Below are 16,045 nucleotides of genomic sequence, written 5' to 3'. Positions count from 1 at the left end.
AAAAAAAATTGCCCAAAAGCATCGCCACAACGCACACCACCAAGGCATAGAAGAACGACCGTGACCATTGACCCGCCATCCGCCGCATCCGCGCCCATCGTCGAAATGAAAGACGTGCGCCGAATGTTCGGCGACACGGCGGCCATAAACGGCGTTTCGCTTTCCGTTGCGCGTGGTGAAATCCTCGGCATCATCGGCCGCAGCGGCGCGGGAAAATCCACGCTGATCCGCTGCGTCAACGGCCTTGAAAAGCCCGATTCCGGTTCGGTCCGCATCGAAGATCATGAAATCACCGGCCTTGGTGAAGACGCGCTCCGCCCGGTGCGCCGCCGCATCGGCATGGTGTTCCAGCATTTCAACCTGCTTTCCGCCAAGACCGTCGCCGAAAACATCGTCCTGCCCCTGAAGATCGCTGGCAAGCCGAAGGCCGAACGCGCCCGGCGCGTCGCGGAACTTCTGGAACTGGTCGGCCTTTCCGACAAGGCGGGACATTATCCGGCACAGCTTTCCGGCGGCCAGAAACAGCGCGTCGGCATTGCGCGCGCGCTTGCCGCGGAACCCGCCGTCCTGTTGTCCGACGAGGCCACATCGGCGCTCGACCCGGAAACCACCCAGTCCATTCTGGCGCTCCTGAAGGACATCAACACCAAGCTCGGTCTCACCATCCTGCTCATCACCCATGAGATGGAAGTGATCCGTCGCATCGCCGACCGCGTCATCGTACTCGACCGCGGTGCAATCGCCGAGGAAGGCCCGGTCTGGAAAGTCTTCGCCAACCCGCAATCGCCCGTCACCCGGAGCATGTTGCAGGTGCTGACGCCGGAACTCCCCGCCATCTGGCGCGAACGTCTTGAAAAGACGGGCGATCAGGCGATTCTCAAAGTGAAGCTTTCGGGCGCAGCGGCAAAAGGCGCGTTCTTCAACGATGTGGCGACGGCAACCGGCATTGCGCCGCAACTGATCCACGGCGGCATGGATACGATCCAGGGCGAGCCGGTCGGTACGCTCTTCATCGGCCTGCCCGCGCAGGACAGGGACGGCCTTGAAGCCGCAATCGGCTATCTCAACACCCATGCAGACGCCACGGAGGTACTCGGCTATGTCTCAGGCAATGCTTGATCTTCTCTGGCGCTCCTTCTGGGAGACCATCATCATGACCGGCTTTTCGAGCCTGATCTCGCTCGTCGTCGGCCTGCCGCTGGCGCTCGTCATGATCCTGACGGAACGCGGCGGCCTCGCCCAGAACCTCGCCATCAACACCGTTCTCGGCGCCATCATCAACGGCTTCCGCTCTGTGCCGTTCATCATTCTTCTGGTTGCGCTGATCCCCGTCACGCGCTTCATCGTCGGCACGTCCATCGGCACCTGGGCTTCCATCGTGCCGCTGTCGATCGCCGCGATTCCCTATTATGCGCGCATCGCGGAAGTGTCGCTGCGCGAGGTCGATCACGGTCTCATCGAAGCCGCCCGCTCCATGGGCGCCAACCGCTGGACCATCGTGCGCGAAGTGCTGGTTCCCGAAGCCCTGCCCGGCATCATTGCCGGTTTCACCGTCACCATCATCACGCTTATCGGCGCTTCGGCCATGGCTGGCGCCATCGGCGCAGGCGGTCTGGGCGACCTTGCCATCCGCTATGGCTACCAGCGCTTCGAAACACAGATCATGATCGCGGTGGTCATCATCCTCATCATCATGGTCTGCGGCATCCAGTGGATTGGCGACCGGCTGGTCAGCCGTCTCGACAAGCGCAATCTGAGGGCTTGAAACCTTATCTTTTCCGCTCGCGAAAACCCGCTTCCAGCGTGTTTCCATCGGGATCGAAAACAAGCGCCGCGTAATAGCCCATCTCTTCCGGTCCCTGATAGGCGGGACCGCCGCTATCCCTGCCGCCGGCCACCAGGGCCGCGCGGTGGAAGGCTTCCACCGCATCGCGGCTTCCGGCAGTAAACATCAGGTGTAGCCGGTCGCCCGGCCTGTCCCCGCCGTCGCCCGCCGCGTCGTCGCTACCATGTATCCACAAGAACGGAACGGGCGCACGCTCTCCCCCGCTGACGAAGAAGCCGCTACCCGAACGGGCAATCACTTCCAGACCGAGTTCGGGCATACAGCTTTCATAGAATGAAAGGCTGCGATTGATATTTCGGGCTTTGAAACCGATGTGATCGAAGAGCGACATGATATCCAATATATTCCAGCTCATCATAAAGAAAAGCGGCGCTTGCATTTTTGGCAAGCGCCGCCGTCACTTCTGAATACTTGGATATATCGCAGCTTATCCGCGCGTACGTGCCAGGCCGTCCCTTGCCGGCTGGTATTTCGGATCGAGCTGAACGGCGCGGGCATAGGAATTGGCCGCTTTCGCCTTGTCGCCATTGTGTTCGTAGACCAGCGCCTGATTGGCCCAGCTTTCCGCGACATTCTTGTCGAGCGTGATCGCCGTGTTGAAATCGTCGAAGGCATTGTCGTAATCGCCGAGCGCCACGTAGGAAATGCCGCGACCGTTATACGGTTCGGGCGCCGTGGAGTTGAGCGAAACCGCCTTGGAGAAATCCTCGATGGCCTGCTTGTGCTGGCCCTTGGCCTGATAGATCAGGCCGCGATTGTGATAGGCGCGGCCGTCCGTCGTCTGGAGGGCGATGGCCTGATTGAAATCGCTGAGCGCCTGATCGAGACGACCGGCCTGACGATAGACATTGCCGCGGCCGACATAGGCTGCATCATATTGCGGATTGAGCTGGATCGCCTTGCCATAGTCCTGCACGGCCTTGTTGGTGTCGCCCATGTAGCGATAGACCAGCGCGCGGTTGGAATAGGCCTGATAGAAACTCGGATTGAGCGCGATCGCCTGATCGAAGTCGCGCAGCGCGTCCCTGTAACGCCCGGCCTTGCCATAGGCGGAGCCGCGCACATTGTAACCTTCCGGGTCACGCGGATTGCTCTGAATCACGCTGGTCAGGGAACTGATGTTCTCGCTCGACCCCTGCGCCTTGTCCACCGTGCTCAACGCCGTGGTGGTGCTCTGGCAGCCCGCGACGGTCAGGGCCAGAAGCGCGGCGGCCATGACGAGGCCGTTTCGCCCTGTTCCGCCCAATGCCCCAATTCCCGAAACATTCATTTCAGACGATCGCATCACCTTTAAGCGCATCGGCAATTGCAGCATTCCTTTCAGTTCGCAAACAGGGCCTGCGGCCCTTCTGTTTCTTCTCTCCAGGCAACACGCTTCAGGTTTTTGTTTTTCGCGCTTGTCCTCTCCGAAAAGTGCGATTTTCGGATGCACTCCAAAGCCGGGCGCCCTGATTGTTCATTTTTACACAGAATGACAGCGAATGAGTCCAGAAACTTTTCGTAACGCCATATTAAAATTCAAATGCATGAATTCGCGTCAGGCAATAAAGGACAATCGGCCCGTTCGAACGAAAAATAAACCCGTGCCTTCACGGAAATCGCCAGCCCCGTACGAACGCGATAAATCGATGGTCCAGACCGGGCGACAATCATGAATTTCTGAAATCAAAACGTGCAAAATCCGGCGCAAGCCTTGACCAGCACCGGAAAGCAGAAAGGCGCCACCGGGGCGGCGCCTGTATCAAAGCCGATCAGCGAGCGCCACGACCGCCGATGAGGCCTTCGCGCTGAGCGCGCTTGCGGGCCAGCTTGCGGGCGCGACGAACGGCTTCTGCCTTTTCGCGAGCGCGCTTTTCGGACGGCTTTTCATAATGGCCGCGCATCTTCATTTCGCGGAAGATACCTTCGCGCTGCATCTTTTTCTTGAGAGCGCGGAGAGCCTGATCAACATTATTATCGCGGACGAGTACCTGCACGTGTATTCCCGTATCGGTTAGAATTTCGGATAAGCCTGAGGCCTTTCGGGGGTCTTTTAACGATTTCAGCCGGTCTGACCGGCCGATCAACGCCCAAAGGCTCCCAAGCTTCGCAACTCAAACGCTGCAAATTGGTCGTGGCTATTACCAGAAAGAGCCCGGCCTGTCCACATCAAGATGCAACTTTGCCCACCGCTCCCGGTGAAATAGCGCCTTCTTCACGATTTCCTATAGTCGCGGCCCCGCAAATAGGCTATTTGGCCAACGTTTCGCGCATGACCGGCCTTTTTCAGCCGGCCCTCGCATTTGTCGGCACTGCAACGCCGCCCTTCCCCCTGTCCCCCGATTCTTCGATGCCCATCCGCAAACGACTCGTCATCCAGTTCACAGGCTATGAGGGCCTGCACCCCAAAGCCGTCCGCGTGCGCCACGCCCAGGCGCTGAAGGATTTCGACCGCCTGTGGAAAGCGAAGACCAGACTGCCGCCCATGCGGGACGAGCCGGACGACTGCGGCACGATGACCGCCGTCACCGAAGGCAATGGCTGGCGGACGGAAACGGAATTCTGCCAGTTCGGCACCGCCGACATCTTCGACGATTATGCGGAGCGCTCCACGCCCCGGCGAATGCTGACCGGTTTCCATGCCTTCATGAACATCCTCTTCACCGGCACGCTCTGGCGCTATCTCATGACGAGCTGGCGCTTCGTCCTGTTCTTCCTGTGGCCGTTCCTGCTTTCGCTCGCCATTCTGGCCGTCGCCATACTTTTAGCGGCGGGGCCGCTCATTGCTGGCTTCAGCCCGTTTCATCTGGTCTGGTCGGTCCCGCTTGCAGCCTTTGCCGCCACGCTTCTCGTCCGCAAGCCGGGCGACAGATTCTTCATGTCCTATCTGCTGGACGACTGGTCGGCAGCCTATGACCGCATTCACGGTCGCAACGATAAGCTCGTCCGGCGCCGCGAGGCTTTCGCTGAGGCCATGAAACGCAAGATCGAGGCCAGCGGAGCGGATGAAGTCATCGTCGTCGCGCACAGCCTGGGCACGGTTCCAGCCGTCGAGGCCCTTGCCGACCTCCAGCGCGAGCGTCCCGATCTTCTGGCAAGACAGCCCGTATCGCTGCTCGCCATCGGCTCATGCCTGATGATGATCGCGCTGCATCCCAAGGCGAAAGCTCTGCGGGAAGATGTGCGCGTGGTGATCGGGGAAAGTCCGGTCCTGTGGTCGGAGTTTCAGGTCCTGACCGACATCATCCATTTCTACGGCTCGAACCCGGCCCGAACGCTGAAGATCGAGACCGCCAATCCGCCGCTCATCAACCGCATCCGCTTCAAGCATGTGCACAGCGACAACCGCTACAAGCGCTCGAAGGGCAACTTCTTCCTGATGCACCTTCTTTATATGCGCGGGGCCGAGAAGAAGAATTTCTACGACTTCGGCATGTTCCTGCACGGGCCGTTTTTCTTCCGCGACCTCATGACGGATTACAAGGGAAAAGCCGCCCCTCTCGATGAAGAGGGACGGCTTCCAATCGAATATCGAGACGCGACTTAATCTTCAGGCGGCTCCACCACTGCAATCGTCAGCCAGGTTGCGGTCAGCGCCGGCTTCAGCGAGTTTTCGATTTCCAGCGTCACATCGTAGTGATTCACGACCCGGCCTGACGGGCGGATATCCGCATCCGCCAGCTTGAAGCGGGCGCGCACGCGCGCGCCGGTCTTGACCGGCGACATGAAGCGCACCTTGTCGAACCCGTAATTGATGCCCATCGTCGCGCCTTGCAGCATCGGCAGCGCCTCGAAGGCAAGCGTGGAAAGCAGCGACAGCGTCAGGAAGCCGTGCGCGATGGTGCCGCCGAAAGGCGTTTCCTTCGAGGCGCGTTCCGGGTCCACATGGATGAACTGATGATCATCGGTCGCGTCGGCGAACTGATTGATCATTTCCTGCGTGACTTCGCGCCATTCGGAACATCCGATTTCGGTGCCGATTGCCGCGCGCAACTGGTCGAGCGTGATTGCGTCTTTCATTCGCTGACTATTCCTGCTGATGTGAGTTGCCCTTTGTTTAACGAATAAACGCTAGGCGGCAACCAGTATTTCACGCGCAATCTCATCCCAGCGCGAGAAGACTCGGGCCGCCCCTTTTCCAGACAGCCGGTCGGCATGGCCCTCATAGCTATGCGCGCCGCCGACATAGCCGAATGCCGTCATGCCCGCCGCAACCGCGCCTTCCACCCCGAAAGGCGAGTCCTCGATCACGACACAGCGCGCCGGGTCGACGCCCATCTTGGTCGCAGCAAACAGGAACAGATCCGGCGCGGGCTTGCCGCGCTTCACCATGCTGGATGAATAAACCGCATCGCCGAAATGATGATTGATGCCGGTCTTTTCCAGACTGAACGCGATGCGCTCCGGCTGCGAGGACGAGGCCACGCAACGCTTCAGCGGCAGATCGCGCAGAAAATCGGCAATGCCCGCGGTCGGCTGCAACGCCTCGGCGAAAAGCGCGCGGGTCGCGGGCCAGAACGCCGCAAGCGCCTCGTCCGGCAGCCGATGGCCGGTCATGTCCTCGATCATCTTCATGATGTCGGCCTGCTTCATGCCGATGCCCCCGGCGACCGTGCCCGCAGGCAGCGCCATGCCATGATCGGCATAGACCTGCTCGAAAGCCTGGCACGACAGAACCTCGCTATCGACGAGAACGCCGTCGCAATCGAAGATCACGAGATCGAAGGGAGATGCACTGCTCATTTTGGCTCCAGAATGCATATATATGCGCAGTTTTGGGGTGCGCGCCTATCGGTGTTGATATAGAGACTGTTCATCTAATACGCACCTATATCAACACGAGCGTGACAAAACAGCCTCGCTTGTGCGGTTCCGATGTTTGCGGAGAGTTTCATGACGACAAATGTGGCACTGGTCGGGCTGGCCCGCGATCTCGCTGAACGCGCCAGGACAGGCAAGCCGATCCGCATCGGCCTCATCGGCGCGGGCGAAATGGGCACCGACATCGTCACCCAGGTGGCCCGTATGCCCGGCATCGAAGTCGGCGCATTGTCGGCGCGCAACCTCCCCAACACGTTCAAGGCCGTGCGCACCGCCTATGGCGACGAGGAGAATGCCCGCGAGGCCAACAACGAATCCGCCATGACCCGCGCCATGGAATCCGGCAAGATCGCCGTCACCGGCGACAATGACCTGATCCTGTCCAATCCGCTGATCGATGTCGTCATCGACGCGACCGGCATTCCGGAAGTCGGCGCGCAAACCGGCATCAAGGCTATCGAGAACGGCAAGCATCTCGTCATGATGAATGTCGAGGCCGATGTCACCATCGGCCCCTATCTGAAGGCGCAGGCCGACAAACAGGGTGTGATCTATTCGCTGGGTGCTGGCGACGAGCCGTCCTCCTGCATGGAGCTGATCGAATTCGTTTCCGCCATGGGGCACAAGGTCGTCGCCGCTGGCAAGGGCAAGAACAATCCGCTCAATTTCGACGCCATTCCCGACGACTATCAGGAAGAAGCCGACCGGCGGAACATGAATGTCCGCCTGCTGGTGGAATTTGTGGACGGCTCCAAGACCATGGTGGAAATGGCGGCGATTGCCAATGCGACCGGCCTTGTGCCGGATATTGCCGGTATGCACGGGCCAAAAGCTGCCATCGACGAATTGAACCGCACCTTGATTCCCAAGGAAGATGGCGGCGTTCTCAACAAGATCGGCGTAGTCGATTATTCCATCGGGCGCGGCGTATCGCCCGGCGTCTTCGTCATCGCCAAGATGGAGCATCCGCGTCTTGTCGAGCGTCTGGAAGACCTGAAAATGGGCAAAGGCCCTTACTTCACCTTCCACCGACCTTATCACCTGACCTCGCTGGAAGTGCCACTGACGGTCGCCCGCGTCGTGCTGCACGGCAAGACCGACATGGTGCCGCTGCCAAAGCCGGTGGCGGAAGTCTGCGCCGTCGCCAAGAAGGATTTGCAGCCCGGCGATCGGCTCGACGCCATCGGGCAATATTGCTACCGTTCATGGATCATGACCACGCCGGAAGCGCGTGCGGCCAGGGCTATCCCCTGCGGCTTGCTTCAGAACGGCTCGGTAATCGCGCCGATCAAAAAAGGCGAACTCATCACCTATGCCAATGCCGCGCCACAGCCCGGCTCCAAGATCGCCGAACTGCGGGCGTTGCAGGATGCGATGTTGTTAGGGGAGTAAGGGAGTAAGGGAGTAAGGGAGATAATACGGTCGGCCTCAGCTTCCGCAACCAAAACATACTCCCCTATTCTCCTACTCCCCTATTCCCTTCCCTTAATGATCCAGCGCCTTCACGATACTCTCCACCATCTTCTTCGCGTCGGCGAAGAGCATCATGGTGTTGTCGCGGAAGAACAGTTCATTTTCCACGCCCGCATAGCCGGAGCCCATGCCGCGCTTGATGAACAGCACCGTGCCCGCCTTGTCGACATCGAGGATCGGCATACCGAAGATCGGTGACTTCGAATCGGTTTTCGCCGCCGGATTGGTCACGTCGTTCGCGCCGATCACGAAGGCAACGTCGGCCTGCGCGAATTCCGAATTGATGTCTTCCAGCTCGAACACTTCGTCGTAAGGCACGTTGGCCTCGGCCAGAAGCACGTTCATATGCCCCGGCATACGGCCCGCGACCGGATGGATGGCATATTTGACCTCGACGCCTTCCTCCTTGAGCTTGTCTGCCATTTCACGCAGCGCGTGCTGGGCCTGCGCCACCGCCATGCCATAGCCCGGCACGATGATGACCTTCGAGGCGTTCTTCATGATGAAGGCCGCGTCATCCGCTGAACCCTGCTTGACCGGGCGCTGCTCGACCTCGCCAGCCGGACCGCCGGACGTATCGCCGCCGAAACCGCCAAGGATGACCGAGATGAAGGAACGGTTCATGCCCTTGCACATGATGTATGAGAGGATCGCGCCCGACGAACCGACCAGCGCGCCGGTGATGATCAGCGCCAGATTGCCGAGCGTGAAGCCGATACCCGCCGCAGCCCAGCCCGAATAGGAATTGAGCATCGAGACGACGACCGGCATGTCCGCGCCGCCGATCGGCACGATGATCAGCACACCGAAGGCAAGCGACAGAAGCACGATCAGCCAGAAGACGAAATGGCTTTCGGTGTTCGTGAGCACGACCACCAGAAGCACGATGCCTGCGGCCAGAGCCGCATTGATGACGTGTCGGCCCGGCAGCATGATCGGCTTGCCCGACATGCGCCCGTCGAGTTTCAGGAAGGCGATGATCGAACCGGTGAAGGTGATCGCGCCGATGGCCACGCCAAGCGACATTTCAACGAGCGCCTGACCGTGGATTTGGCCCACTTCGCCGATGCCGAAGGAATGCGGCGAATAAAGCGCGGCGGCGGCCACCAGAACGGCGGCAAGACCGATCAGGGAGTGAAACGCGGCAACGAGCTGCGGCATCGCCGTCATGGCGATGCGCCGCGCAATGACGGCGCCGATACCGCCGCCAATGGCGATGCCGACGACAATAAGTGCCAGGCCGCCGACACTTGGACGCGCCAGCAAAAGCGTGGTGACGATGGAAATCGCCATGCCGGTCATGCCGTACATATTGCCCTGACGGCTGGTCGTCGGATGCGACAGGCCGCGCAACGCCAGAATGAACAGGACGCCGGAGACGAGATAAAGGAAGGCTGCGAGATTGACGCTCATGATGGTTCAGCCCTCACTTTTCTTTTTTCTTGTACATGGCGAGCATGCGCTGGGTGACCAGAAACCCGCCGAAAATGTTCACGCTTGCAAGAATGAGCGCGATGAAGCCAAAGCCGGTTGCCCAGCCCGAAAGCGAAAGGCCGACGGCCAGAAGCGCGCCCACCACGATGACCGAGGAAATGGCGTTGGTGACGGCCATCAGCGGCGTGTGCAGCGCGGGCGTGACCGACCAGACGACATAATAGCCGACGAAGATCGACAGAATGAAAATCGCGAAGCGGAACACGAAAGGATCGATCGCGCCGCCCGATGCGGCGTGAGCCGCAGCCGCTGCCGCGTCACTGAAACCGCCTGCATTTTCCGCTGCCTGCCGGACCGCGTCCGCAGCTTGATTGAGGCTCTCCAGAGCCTTGTCGATATTTGTTTCGGCCATTATGCCTCTCCTCCATCAGCCGGAGATTTGGGGGAAGACGGAGTCTTCGGGGCTTTTGCTGGTGCTTTTTTCGCAGGCTTCGCTGCCGTCTTCGATGCCGCCGCTGGTTTGGGCTTCGGCGCGGCTTTCGGTTTCGGGGCTGGTTTCGGGGCCGTTTCCGCCTTGGCGAAGGCCGGATGCACGATCCCACCCTGATGGGTCAGAAGCGTCGCCTTCACCAGTTCGTCTTCCGGATCGATTCTGAAAAGTCCGGTTTCCTTGTCGATCAGCGTCTCAAGGAAGGCGATCAGGTTGCGCGCATAAAGCTGTGAGGCGCTTGCGGCGATGCGACCGGGAACATTGAGGTAACCGACAATCTTGACGCCATTGACCTCGGCAATCTGCCCGGCAATCGCGCCTTCGACATTGCCGCCGCGTTCCACCGCGAGATCGACCAGCACCGAGCCGGGACGCATGGCCGCGACCATTTCCTTCGATACGAGACGCGGAGCCGGACGGCCCGGAATGAGCGCCGTGGTGATGACGATATCCTGCTTGGCGATGTGGTCGGCAACGAGCGCGGCCTGTTTCGCCTGATATTCCTTCGACATTTCCTTGGCGTATCCGCCGGAGGTTTCGGCGGCCTTGAATTCCTCGTCCTCGACGGCGATGAATTTCGCTCCGAGCGAGGCAACCTGCTCCTTGGCGGCCGGGCGCACATCGGTGGCCGTCACGATAGCGCCGAGACGGCGCGCGGTGGCGATGGCCTGAAGGCCGGCAACGCCCGCGCCCATCACGAACACCTTGGCCGCAGGCACGGTGCCCGCCGCCGTCATCATCATCGGCATGGCGCGGTCATAGACTTCCGCCGCGTCGATAACCGCCTGATAACCGGCGAGATTGGCCTGGCTGGACAAAACGTCCATCACCTGCGCGCGGGTGATGCGCGGCATGAATTCCATCGTGAAAGCCGAAATCCCCGCCTTGGCGAGCGCCGCGACTGCATCCTCATGGCCGTAAGGGTCGAGCATGGCGAAAAGCGCCGCACCCGCCTTGTAACCTTTCAGTTCCGCATCGGTCGGGCGGCGCACCTTGAGCACGACATCCGCCGTTCCGGCATCCGCCGCGGCACCTATACGCGCGCCCGCCCCCGAGAATTCGGCGTCCGTGACGCGCGATTTCTCGCCTGCGCCTTTTTCCACGACGACATCGAAACCGAGCGCGGTGAATTTTTTCACCGTCTCGGGCGAAGCCGCGACACGGCTTTCATTGGGGTCGCTCTCTTTCGGGATAAATAACGTCTGGGCCAAGCTGGTTTCCCTTTCGTGGCGTTCTTCCGGGTCGGTCCCGGTCATGCACAGATGTGAGCCTCAGGGCATCTTGCAGCCAAATGTTTCCGTTTGGCGTCGCATGAATGCGGTTTGAACAACAGTTGCGGCGCAGCGCGCTCCGGAGGCTCATTCAAATAAACAGAGATACAGACACGCATGAAACCTCGGCACGGTGGCCCATGCCAAGGCATTCGATCAAATCACGCGGGTTAATCCCGGTTCAGCTATCCGGATGCAGCATCGACAGGCTGCCGGACGTTTCCATCCGCCAGCGCAGGATGCGTTCAGAGAATGAACCAGGCAGCGACGCAGACGAGGATAAAAAGAACGGTCGCGGAGAAGAAACCACCAGCAAAGAAGCCGAACGCCATGGCAATCATAAGGGCAACAAGTACGATCGTGCCCCATTTAACCAGGCCCGTGAAACCGGCATAAGTTTTCTCGTGCTCGGAATAATCCATCGGTGCGCCAAGTTCAGCCGGAGCCGTCGTATGATGTTCTGCCATTTTAGTTCCACCCATTCAGATTTTTCGCTTCGACACCGTCATGTTAAGCGAAAAGACCTGTCATCTTCAATGCGCTGACGCACCAGGCCCGGCTTTTACCGCACGGCTTTTCGTCGCAGCGCCCCTCTCCCCGCAGAAGCGGTTCCGAAACCTTCGTAAAGCGAATCTGTCGCTCTGGCTATATTTAATTGTTTAAACCTAGTGGTCTGATTCCGACATTTGCATCCCTCTGATACAGGCGCCGAGCAAATGTCAGAATCGAAAAGACCACTAGTAACCTTATGTATCTAGTGGATTTTTCGAATTTGACGTTTGAAACAGCATCTCATTCAGTCGGGAATCAAACGTCAAATTCAATCCACTAGTGGTCTGATTCCGACATTTGCATCCCTCTGATACAGGCGCCGAGCAAATGTCGGAATCGAAAAGACCACTAGTAACCTTACGTATCTAGTGGATTTTTCGAATTTGACGTTTGAAACAGCATCTCATTCAGTCGGGAATCAAACGTCAAATTCAATCCACTAGAGCATTTCCAGCAAAAGTGCGAAGCGTCTTCGCAGGGAAATCAGTCCACTGGACTGATTTCTAATCCTGCTACGATGCGTAGGATAATGCGTAAAAACAAATAGTTGGAGTGGTTCCAACGATTCAGTCAAAACAGGAACCGCTCTAGACGCCGAGGCCGGTATATTTCGCCGTCGGCAGGATCGTCAGCGGCACCGCGCTGCCGCTTATATCGGCGAACATGGCGCGGCGTTCATGCGGCTGCGACTTGAAGAACGGAAAGCGCACCGCCACCGCATCGCGGATATTGCGGATCGGCGCGGCGCCCAACCCCACCTTGATGCCATAGCCTTCGTGCTCGCGCGCATCGGCCATCATCGACGTTCCGAAAATGCGCTTGTAGAAAGCCATATGCTCCGGCTTGACCGCGGCGAGGCATTGATCTGCCGCGAAAAATTCGGATGCCATAGCGGCAATGCGCAACGTGATATAGGGGATCGCCGGATATTCGCTCAAAAGATCGGGATCGGCGGCAAAACGCGTCGGATCGACGAAATGCATCCCGCTATTGAGCAGCGGATCGAGAATATCGGGAAACAGCGCATAACTCGTTCCGCGCCGGTGATCGGGCGTAATGTGGTGGATACGCAGCGTGCTGACCAGTTGCCCGTCCACATGCACGCCATAGACGAAGGCATGGCTGTCCCGGTCGATATCATCGACAATGGACGGCACTTCCGCCTCATGCATCACATTGCGCGTGCGGTAGGACCGGTAGCGCAGGCGGCCGATCTCTTCCAGGTCCTCGGCATAAATGATGCGGCGATATTCCACCCGGTCGAGAAATTGCAACAGCTGCCGCGCAAAATTGGACAATGGCGGTTTCTCGCCTGTAACAGCCGTATTCGTCATGCCATCGATATCCGCACCCCACAAATCAGCGCGCAGAATAAGCCGGTTTAACAGCGTGTAAAGATATAAGTTCGGCGTATGTCTTGTTATTGCCAGACTTTTGCCACTGCTTCGTCACAATTGAAGCGGCTGATCTGAACGAAAGCCTGCCACCTGGCGCGCAAAAACGCGTTTTCGGCGCCCGATACGCACTTTGCCTTAATTGCAAAAGGTGCATTCCTGCACCGAAAAAAAGAGGCTTCTGGTTCAGGCGACGGTGCGTCCGCCGTCGGGCCGCGACAGCGATTTCGACGTCAGGGCACCGATGGCTTCGACCGGCATCGGCATTCCGAGAAGATAGCCCTGAACGAGATCGGCTCCGGCGGCAACGCGGATCAGCGCCAGCTGCTCCTCCGTCTCGACGCCTTCGACGGTGACGCCGAGACCGAGTTCGTGCGAGAGCTGGGTCACGCCCCGCAACAGCATCAGAGAGCGGCGATCTTCGGTAATGCCATGAACGAAGGAGCGGTCGACCTTCACCTTGGTAAACGGCAATGTGTTCAGATAGCTCAGGCTGGAATAACCGGTTCCAAAGTCGTCGAGCGCAATATTGATGCCGGCATTCTTGAGCCGCTGCAACACCTGCGACGTCTTGTTGCGGTCGGAAATGATGGCGCTTTCGGTCACTTCCACTTCAAGGCGATGCGCCGGAAGGCCCGACTTCTGCAGGGCGCTGGCAATGTCGCGGACGATATTGCTGCTTTTCAGGTCGATGGCCGAAAGATTGACCGACACGCCGATGCGGTCGCCCCATGACAGGCAATCGGTGCAGGCCTGCTCCAGCATGAAGCGGGTAATGTCGGTTATGATGCCCATTTCCTCGGCCAGCGGGATAAACTCGGTTGGCGGCACGAATCCGAGCGTTGGATGTTCCCACCGGGCCAGCGCCTCGCAGGCGACGATGCGCAGGGATTGCGCGCTGACGATAGGCTGGTAGACGACCTTGATCTCGCCGTGACCGACGGCAAGCCGCAGATCGGCCTTGAGTTTCTGGCGTCCGCGATATTTCGTGTCCATCGCATCGACGAAGACGGCCCAGGCCCTGTCTTCCTGGCTCTTGGCCTCGTAAAGCGCCAGGTCGGCATTGATATGCATACTGCCGACATCGCATTTTTCGATGTCTTCGATGGCCACACCGGCGCTGATATCGATATGAACCTGATCGCCATCGAGATTGTAAGCACCGGTGGCGACCGTCATGATATGGTCCATGATGCCCGCGACATCGCCCTCGCCGCGCAGATTGAACACGAAGACCACGAATTCGTCGCCTCCGAAGCGCGAGGCCACGAAACGCTGCGGATCGAGGGAATTGAGCCGTTCGGCGAACAGCCGCAACAGTACGTCGCCCTTATGGTGGCCCAGCGTGTCGTTGACATGCTTGAAGTGGTTGATGTCGATGACGACCAGCGCGGCCTTGGTGGACTTGTCCTGCTGAGTCTTCAGGGAACGCACGACAGTTTCGAAATAATTGCGGTTCGGCAGCCCGGTCAGGCCGTCATAGCGCGCCATGTGCTGGATGCGCGCCTCCGCCTCGACGCGCTGCGTCACATCCTCGAACATCAGCACCGCCCCTTCGCTGACGGTCTGGTTGCTGATACATTCGATATAGCGCTGGTTGGCGAGCTGAAAAATGTCGCGCGTACGCTTGCCGAGAAGCAGGTCCTGCATACGCAGGCGCACGCTGTCGAGATCGCGCTGCGCAAACAGGCCCTTCTTGGCGCAATAGCGCAGAAGAACATCGAGTTCGCGGCCATGAAGCTTCGTATGTTCGGCGATCTGCAACATCGCCTTGGCCTTGTTGTTGATGACCGCGATACGCTGATGGCTGTCGAACATCAGAAGGCCCTGCGGCATGTTGTTGAGCGCGGCATCGAAACGCCCGGCCACGACCGAAAGCCGCCGCCTGCCCATGACCGCGGCGAAGAGAAACTCGCGCAGGCCGTTCGCCATCTGGATATTGGACAGGAAATAGGGGATCAGAAGCAGGCCGATGATGACATGAAAAGGCGTCCCGGCGAGAATAAGCCCGGCCAGAACGGGAATGAGCGTGCAGGCCGACATGAGAATGACGGCCTTGGCCGAAGCATAATTGCGCCCGACGATGGAAACCACGGAAGCCAGAAGGACCGTCAGGCTGGCAAGTTCCGCAAAGGAATCCCGCAGCATATAGATTGAGAAAAAGCACAACATGCCGAGCGTCAGGCAAACGGCGGAAGCGCCGACCAGATAACGCGTCTCCCACCGGTCGAGATCGGCATGGGCCAGATGGTGCTGCCGCGCCTGATCGAACTTGTGCATGTCGAAAATGCGGGCAACGGCAATGAACGTGAAGACACCCGCAAAGAGCAGGTAATGCCAGTCTTCGGTTTTCGCATAGATGACGACGCAGGCTACAACGTGCGCGAGCAAACCGAACCATAGCGTCGTACGATTACCATACAGCGCTTTGAGAAAAGATAGCCGCACATCTGCAGGTATCTCAGGTTTACGGCTTTGCCACATGTCGATGCGTGTTTCCCTTACATGAGGGGCAATATTGCACTAATGATTTAAAAATATCTTTCGGTACATTAAACCACAAGCTGTCACCACCACCACCATAAGATGTAGTCATATCGTTTTTAAGGAAAACGTAAAATACACGAACATCTGCTGGCAACTACAACCATCGGCACGTAATTTACCCCCCATTTAATATTTCCCAAGCCCCTGCATTGTCAGTCAAGAACAGATATTCTTTCTCGCCCGCACCAATTAATAAAAGTTAAGAGAGTTGATATTCATCTGGCTTATCTGCGCCCGC

At 58.8% G+C, this 16,045-nt stretch carries 15 protein-coding genes; 4 read left to right on the top strand and 11 right to left on the bottom strand.

Annotated features, from left to right (window positions below; genetic code table 11):
* Positions 1 to 60 precede the first annotated feature (60 nt).
* Together FHS76_RS14970 and FHS76_RS14965 are read left to right on the top strand one after the other, a co-directional pair.
* Positions 61 to 1,119 carry a methionine ABC transporter ATP-binding protein gene (locus tag FHS76_RS14970; RefSeq protein ID WP_183654273.1) on the top strand — a complete coding sequence of 353 codons (1,059 nt, stop codon included), beginning with the start codon at positions 61 to 63 and terminating at the stop codon, positions 1,117 to 1,119.
* On the top strand, positions 1,100 to 1,765 hold the full coding sequence (locus FHS76_RS14965) for a methionine ABC transporter permease (protein ID WP_183654270.1): 666 nt from the start codon (positions 1,100 to 1,102) through the stop codon (positions 1,763 to 1,765). Before FHS76_RS14970 ends, FHS76_RS14965 begins: the two co-directional genes overlap by 20 nt.
* 4 nt (positions 1,766 to 1,769) lie before the next feature.
* On the opposite strand, the gene FHS76_RS14960 is transcribed toward FHS76_RS14965, so the two are convergent.
* The 3 genes from FHS76_RS14960 to rpsU all read right to left on the bottom strand — a co-directional run bounded on the left by FHS76_RS14960 (position 1,770) and on the right by rpsU (position 3,822).
* The gene (locus tag FHS76_RS14960) at positions 1,770 to 2,177 is read right to left on the bottom strand and encodes a VOC family protein (RefSeq protein WP_183654267.1); all 408 of its coding nucleotides are present in this window, start codon (positions 2,175 to 2,177) and stop codon (positions 1,770 to 1,772) included.
* Positions 2,178 to 2,273: 96 nt separating this feature from the next.
* Positions 2,274 to 3,161: a tetratricopeptide repeat protein gene (locus FHS76_RS14955; protein WP_183654264.1), complete on the bottom strand. Its 888-nt coding sequence runs from the start codon at positions 3,159 to 3,161 to the stop codon at positions 2,274 to 2,276.
* A 436-nt stretch (positions 3,162 to 3,597) separates the two neighbouring features.
* The gene (gene rpsU / locus FHS76_RS14950; RefSeq protein WP_183654261.1) at positions 3,598 to 3,822 is read right to left on the bottom strand and encodes a 30S ribosomal protein S21; all 225 of its coding nucleotides are present in this window, start codon (positions 3,820 to 3,822) and stop codon (positions 3,598 to 3,600) included.
* A 353-nt stretch (positions 3,823 to 4,175) separates the two neighbouring features.
* Between rpsU and FHS76_RS14945 the strand changes: the two genes are divergently transcribed.
* Positions 4,176 to 5,372 (top strand): alpha/beta hydrolase, encoded by a 1,197-nt coding sequence (locus tag FHS76_RS14945; RefSeq protein ID WP_183654428.1) that lies wholly within the window; start codon positions 4,176 to 4,178, stop codon positions 5,370 to 5,372.
* Here the strand turns inward: FHS76_RS14945 and FHS76_RS14940 are convergent.
* Positions 5,369 to 5,845 (bottom strand): MaoC family dehydratase, encoded by a 477-nt coding sequence (locus tag FHS76_RS14940; protein ID WP_183654258.1) that lies wholly within the window; start codon positions 5,843 to 5,845, stop codon positions 5,369 to 5,371. The genes FHS76_RS14945 and FHS76_RS14940 overlap by 4 nt on opposite strands.
* Positions 5,846 to 5,896: 51 nt before the next feature.
* Positions 5,897 to 6,568, bottom strand: a complete 672-nt coding sequence (locus FHS76_RS14935) for an HAD family hydrolase (RefSeq protein ID WP_183654256.1) — start codon at positions 6,566 to 6,568, stop codon at positions 5,897 to 5,899.
* A 150-nt stretch (positions 6,569 to 6,718) separates the two neighbouring features.
* On the opposite strand from FHS76_RS14935, the gene FHS76_RS14930 reads away from it, so the two are divergent.
* Positions 6,719 to 8,038 (top strand): 1-deoxy-D-ribulose 5-phosphate reductoisomerase, encoded by a 1,320-nt coding sequence (locus FHS76_RS14930; RefSeq protein ID WP_183654253.1) that lies wholly within the window; start codon positions 6,719 to 6,721, stop codon positions 8,036 to 8,038.
* 93 nt (positions 8,039 to 8,131) lie between these two features.
* Here the strand turns inward: FHS76_RS14930 and FHS76_RS14925 are convergent, their stop codons facing one another.
* The 6 genes from FHS76_RS14925 to FHS76_RS14900 form a co-directional block, all read right to left on the bottom strand.
* Positions 8,132 to 9,532, bottom strand: a complete 1,401-nt coding sequence (locus FHS76_RS14925; RefSeq protein ID WP_183654250.1) for an NAD(P)(+) transhydrogenase (Re/Si-specific) subunit beta — start codon at positions 9,530 to 9,532, stop codon at positions 8,132 to 8,134.
* 13 nt (positions 9,533 to 9,545) lie between these two features.
* A complete protein-coding gene (locus FHS76_RS14920) occupies positions 9,546 to 9,965 on the bottom strand; it encodes a proton-translocating transhydrogenase family protein (protein ID WP_183654246.1) in 420 nt (139 codons plus the stop codon).
* Complete coding sequence (locus tag FHS76_RS14915) at positions 9,965 to 11,254, bottom strand: Re/Si-specific NAD(P)(+) transhydrogenase subunit alpha (protein ID WP_183654243.1); 1,290 nt, start codon at positions 11,252 to 11,254, stop codon at positions 9,965 to 9,967. Before FHS76_RS14915 ends, FHS76_RS14920 begins: the two co-directional genes overlap by 1 nt.
* Positions 11,255 to 11,559: 305 nt before the next feature.
* The gene (locus FHS76_RS14910) at positions 11,560 to 11,781 is read right to left on the bottom strand and encodes an aa3-type cytochrome c oxidase subunit IV (protein WP_183654240.1); all 222 of its coding nucleotides are present in this window, start codon (positions 11,779 to 11,781) and stop codon (positions 11,560 to 11,562) included.
* 672 nt (positions 11,782 to 12,453) lie between these two features.
* Entirely contained in the window at positions 12,454 to 13,200 is a 747-nt protein-coding gene (locus FHS76_RS14905; RefSeq protein ID WP_183654223.1) for an N-acyl amino acid synthase FeeM domain-containing protein, read from the bottom strand.
* 246 nt (positions 13,201 to 13,446) lie between these two features.
* Positions 13,447 to 15,744, bottom strand: coding sequence for a putative bifunctional diguanylate cyclase/phosphodiesterase (locus FHS76_RS14900; RefSeq protein WP_183654220.1), 2,298 nt, complete (start codon positions 15,742 to 15,744; stop codon positions 13,447 to 13,449).
* Positions 15,745 to 16,045 lie beyond the last annotated feature (301 nt).

It is taken from the genome of Brucella daejeonensis (genome assembly GCF_014199265.1).
Taxonomy (GTDB): Bacteria; Pseudomonadota; Alphaproteobacteria; order Rhizobiales; family Rhizobiaceae; genus Brucella; species Brucella daejeonensis.
Note: the sequence above shows the minus strand (reverse complement) of the source record. Positions and strands in the feature narration are given on the sequence as shown.

What these genes read in the sequence shown, in the direction of transcription:
- FHS76_RS14930 (WP_183654253.1), top strand. Translation starts at nt 6,719, where the DNA reads ATGACGACAAATGTGGCACTGGTCGGGCTGGCCCGCGATCTCGCTGAA.
- FHS76_RS14910 (WP_183654240.1), bottom strand. Translation starts at nt 11,781, where the DNA reads ATGGCAGAACATCATACGACGGCTCCGGCTGAACTTGGCGCACCGATG.
- FHS76_RS14965 (WP_183654270.1), top strand. Translation starts at nt 1,100, where the DNA reads ATGTCTCAGGCAATGCTTGATCTTCTCTGGCGCTCCTTCTGGGAGACC.
- FHS76_RS14945 (WP_183654428.1), top strand. Translation starts at nt 4,176, where the DNA reads ATGCCCATCCGCAAACGACTCGTCATCCAGTTCACAGGCTATGAGGGC.
- FHS76_RS14940 (WP_183654258.1), bottom strand. Translation starts at nt 5,845, where the DNA reads ATGAAAGACGCAATCACGCTCGACCAGTTGCGCGCGGCAATCGGCACC.
- FHS76_RS14925 (WP_183654250.1), bottom strand. Translation starts at nt 9,532, where the DNA reads ATGAGCGTCAATCTCGCAGCCTTCCTTTATCTCGTCTCCGGCGTCCTG.
- FHS76_RS14935 (WP_183654256.1), bottom strand. Translation starts at nt 6,568, where the DNA reads ATGAGCAGTGCATCTCCCTTCGATCTCGTGATCTTCGATTGCGACGGC.
- FHS76_RS14955 (WP_183654264.1), bottom strand. Translation starts at nt 3,161, where the DNA reads ATGCTGCAATTGCCGATGCGCTTAAAGGTGATGCGATCGTCTGAAATG.
- FHS76_RS14960 (WP_183654267.1), bottom strand. Translation starts at nt 2,177, where the DNA reads ATGTCGCTCTTCGATCACATCGGTTTCAAAGCCCGAAATATCAATCGC.
- FHS76_RS14905 (WP_183654223.1), bottom strand. Translation starts at nt 13,200, where the DNA reads ATGACGAATACGGCTGTTACAGGCGAGAAACCGCCATTGTCCAATTTT.
- FHS76_RS14920 (WP_183654246.1), bottom strand. Translation starts at nt 9,965, where the DNA reads ATGGCCGAAACAAATATCGACAAGGCTCTGGAGAGCCTCAATCAAGCT.
- FHS76_RS14900 (WP_183654220.1), bottom strand. Translation starts at nt 15,744, where the DNA reads ATGTGGCAAAGCCGTAAACCTGAGATACCTGCAGATGTGCGGCTATCT.